General features: G+C 67.3%; 4 protein-coding genes and 1 pseudogene. All 5 read right to left on the bottom strand.

Translation table 11 applies throughout. From position 1 onward, the window contains the following. Positions 1–395: pseudogene (locus AB0E14_RS39535) on the bottom strand (hypothetical protein); the annotation flags it as partial. Then, the gene (locus AB0E14_RS39530) at positions 392–964 is read right to left on the bottom strand and encodes a hypothetical protein (RefSeq protein ID WP_362430372.1); all 573 of its coding nucleotides are present in this window, start codon (positions 962–964) and stop codon (positions 392–394) included. The gene AB0E14_RS39530 and the pseudogene AB0E14_RS39535, both read right to left, overlap by 4 nt. Before the next feature lie 14 nt (positions 965–978). Beyond that, positions 979–1,266 carry a hypothetical protein gene (locus AB0E14_RS39525; RefSeq protein ID WP_362430369.1) on the bottom strand — a complete coding sequence of 96 codons (288 nt, stop codon included), beginning with the start codon at positions 1,264–1,266 and terminating at the stop codon, positions 979–981. Between the two features lie 895 nt (positions 1,267–2,161). Beyond that, positions 2,162–2,614 (bottom strand): lamin tail domain-containing protein, encoded by a 453-nt coding sequence (locus AB0E14_RS39520; RefSeq protein ID WP_362430366.1) that lies wholly within the window; start codon positions 2,612–2,614, stop codon positions 2,162–2,164. A gap of 565 nt (positions 2,615–3,179) precedes the next feature. Beyond that, positions 3,180–3,860 carry an HNH endonuclease family protein gene (locus tag AB0E14_RS39515; RefSeq protein WP_362430363.1) on the bottom strand — a complete coding sequence of 227 codons (681 nt, stop codon included), beginning with the start codon at positions 3,858–3,860 and terminating at the stop codon, positions 3,180–3,182. Between the last annotated feature and the right edge of the window lie 110 nt (positions 3,861–3,970).

The raw sequence follows: 3,970 nt of genomic DNA, 5'->3' as shown, positions 1-3,970 counted from the left end.
CGTCGGGCGTCGCCGTGCCCGTGTTGGGCGGCCTCAACTAGGAGGAAGCGCGCATCCTCTGTCCACTCCTCCCCCGCGCGCAGCGTGATCACGGCCAGGCGGAACAGTGCGCCAGGGTGTCCTGCTGCTGCTGCGGCGCCCAGCCAGTCCACAGCGGGACCCAGCTCGCCCCGCAGCAGCGCCTTCGACCCGAGTCGGTAGAGCGAGTTCGCTTTCTTTCTGGCATCGACGCTGTAGGGGGAGAGTCGGTCCAGGGGGCCGAAGTCTCCGTTGGGCCGGTCCCAGGTGTCCGGTGGCCCTTGCAACTTCCTGCGGAGGGCGAGCAGCCCGCCAGGGGATTCGGGCGCGGGAGGCCCGCCGCCGTTGTCCTTGCTGAAGCGGTGCACCGCCGTCACCCGTCCTTCTCTACGCGTCGTGTCTGCTTCCGGTGTCCGTCACGGATGTGCTTGCCCAGCTTGCCGCGCAGCTCACCGACGGCGGATGAGCGGTCCTTGTGCACCCGGAGCCTGTCTATGCCCAGCACGCTGGCGATGACCGCGTCCTCCAGACCCTGGCTCTGCAGCTGAACGACCTTGCGGCGCCGGGAGAGGGGCATCGCGTCGATCAAAGGCACGACAAGCCGCTCCAGGAGGTTGACTTCGTCGTCGGACACGCGCGGCTGTGGAACCGTTGCGATGAAGTCGGTGTCGAAGCGAACCGGGTCTCGTTGCAGCGCGCGCAGCGCGTCCTTGGCCAGGTTCCTCGAGGCCGCCCTCAGATACCCGGGAAGCTTCATCACCGAGTTCAGCTCGCCGGAGGCGGCCTTGGCCGCCACCCGGTCGTATGCCTCCTGCGCGATGTCCTCGCACGCGGCCTCCGACAGCAGCGGCTGGTACTTCTTCCTCAGGATCAGCGGCTCCGTGGCCATGAACATCGGATAGCAGTCCACCAGCCGCTGCTTCACATCCGTCAGAGGGGGATCCACGGACATATCACCGCCTACCACGGGCCGTTCTCCTTCACCGCTTGCCGCGGTCCCGGACCGGCACCGTTCCCCTCGGGAAAGGTCACCGAGATCTCCACCTGCGCGGGCGGCAGAACGGTGATCCGAACGCAGACCGGTCCCGGAGCGGATGCCGGGGCGGGTGCGGCGCCGGCTGCTTCAGGTCCCAGCGCGGTCCCGGCGTGGTACGACCGCAGGTGCCAGTACACCTGGACCACGACGGCCACGGTCTGCACGACCGCCGCTACCACCGCGGCGAGCTCGGACACGGCCAACCACGTCATCGACTTGATCTCCATCGTCAGTTGAGGGGGCGCATCAAGCGCCTTCGCCCCACCCGACGATCCCGCCCCCCAGTTATCCTCCGGGTGACCGAATGTTTCTTGAGATGACCGAAGTCAACCGGACCCGCCTCGTTCCGCGATCACGAGCATGCCCATCCCGTTCGGCTCGACGGTAACTCCGAGATTCCGCGGCGGCACTGACGCTTCGCCACGCCCATGGGCTGCTGGACGTCACACGTCTTCGTAACCTCTCTGGCGATCGTTCGTCGGGTCTCTGGTTCCGCCTGTCACTGCCGCGACAGTGCCCGGATGAGTGTTCGTCCGGCCCGGGGGGGCCGCAGGACTGGTGGGCCGTAGACGCGCCGCGTCCTCGCAGCAGACCCCGAGTGGCTAGCCACGATCCGCAGGTCAGTGGTAGCTGCCAGAAGGACTCGATATGACATCGCACGCACATAAGAACGCGCCCAACGCGGTTCAGCGAGAGCCAACTTGGCAGTTCGTCGGCCGGCAGATCGCCGAGCGCGGTGTGGAACGAAACGCAGCGAGCGGGCCTTCGAACGGGTCGTGAGACAGAGCAGGAGAGAGGGGCGGCTACCCCAAGGCTTTCGTGCCACGCTGGCGCGGCTTCGGGTCGGCCTTTTGGCCGGCCCGAGAATGATTTGACTGTTCGTCACTCGTAGCAGCACCCTCCGTCACTGCCTACGCGCGCGAACTGCCAGGTCGCTGGGTCTACACCACATCAGATGACGAAGCTCCCCTGACTCCCCCACCGCCATCATGCCCGGAGGCCCCGCCGCTCGGTATGGAGTCGGGCAGGCGTGCGCTCAGCCTCGGTGTGCGACGCCATGGTGCGGTGCCCGTCCTTGGCAGGACGGGCACTTCTGGCCTGCAGATGTCAGCACATCTTGTAGTCGTGCCTGGTGGAGTTGTAGGAGCAGGTGTCGACCTTGGCGCCGTTGGCCTTCTTCAGGGTGGCGGTGTCCTTGTCGTTGTTCCAGACGTACCAGGCACGGTTCTGATAGCGGTGGGCGGCTGTGTTGGTGCCCTTGCCGGTGTGGACGGTGACCGTCTTGCCCTTGCCGAGCGTGTAGGTGCCGAACGTGTACTTGTGGTTCGCCGCATCGGTCAGGGTCCAGCCCTTGAGGCTGACCGCGGAGCCGGTGGTGTTACGGATGACGACGTACTCGGCGTTCAGGCTCGAGTTCGCGCCGCGGTCGGTCCCGGGACTGTCGTAGTAGACCTTGTACAGGTGGACCGAGCCGGCAGCCTGCGCCGGCGACGGCAGGGCGAGCAGACCGCCAAGGGCGGCGACCGTGACAGCAGCGGCCGCGGTACGCGTACGGAGCATGAGTTCCCCTTCGAAGACGAGAGAAGCCGGACCTCCCCAATCACGCCCGGCAGATGATCACCGTAGAGAGCAACCACCCCCGAATTACACCGAGTTACCAAATCAAGACATAACGAACTAGCATGCGAAAATCGAGACAAGAGGAGGGACATACGCATCCGGCAGTGGCTGAAGTGAAGCTTCACGGCATGGGGCCAACAGCAGAAGAGGCGCACACGGCGAGGCACTCAGGCTCCACGGCGAGTACGACCCGACCCGACCCAGGAGAGCGGCTGGTCAGAGGAGCAGCCCCCGAAGCGGAACACTCAGTGGGCACACGGGCGTGACCTCGTCGAGGCGCAGCACGGCTATACGAACACCAGCTGACATCGAGCGCAGCAGCCCCCGCGACGGCAGGCCTTCTGGAGCAGCGGCCCCGCCGGCGCAAGGGTGGGCGCGGGCGGGGCCGGTCGGGTTCCGCCCGGTTGACGGCGGGCGAACCCCATGGACGAGCGGTGCGGTCCGCTCCGTCCTCAACAACGACCCCCGCCCGACTACGGATACGGGCCGAGGTCGTTCGTGGGGACTACTTGGCGGGCGTGTAGTGGACCACAGTGGTCTCGCAGGTCTCGGCGTAGACCTTGAGTGCGTCGGCTTCGGCCTGGTCGGCCGTGAGGCCCCAGCGGAGCTTGGTGGCGGTCCACTCGCCGACGTAGCGGCAGTGCGCGTCGGGCAGCGGCGGCATCCACTGGGCCGGGTCCTGGTCGCTCTTCGATCGGTTCGACCGGGCGGTCACCGCCACCAGCGACGCCGCCGCGTCCTGGTCGTTCGCGTACGCCTCCCGACGGGCCGGCGTCCACGCGCTCGCGCCGGAATCCCAGGCCTCGGCGAGCGGCACCATGTGGTCGATATCGAGCTTGGCGGGGTCGTTGACGACCTGGCCGTCGTAGTAGCTCGACCACGAACCCCCGGACAGCTTGCAGCCCGTCGCGACGGCCGGCGCCTCCGCGGCCTCGTCGAGGAGAACCTCGGCACGCGTGTTGCAGCCGTCCTTCAGGTCGAGGCCGGCGTTCCAGTGCTTGAACTTGTCGCGGGTGTACCCAGTACGAGACTCGTCCGCGACCCGGACCAGCTCCAGAGCATCAACGAGCGCCAGGACCTCGGCAGCCGACGGCACAGCCGGGGCGGCCTGCACGGTCGCGGGGACAGCGAACGGGGTGAGGACGAGGGAGAGCGCGGCGAGGCCGCGAACCATGTTCTTGATCACCAACGACTGGAGTACCGGCCATCACCGGTCGGTGACCAGCAGTTTCGCGCACAGCCCAGCCCTGTGGGTGAACAGGTTCACCGAGGAAACGGTCCGCCGTACAGCCGGAC

It is taken from the genome of Streptomyces sp. NPDC047981, assembly GCF_040653315.1.
Lineage (GTDB): Bacteria > Actinomycetota > Actinomycetes > Streptomycetales > Streptomycetaceae > Streptomyces.
The sequence above is the reverse complement of the archived record's forward strand: the minus strand, read 5'-3'. Positions and strand labels throughout refer to the sequence as shown.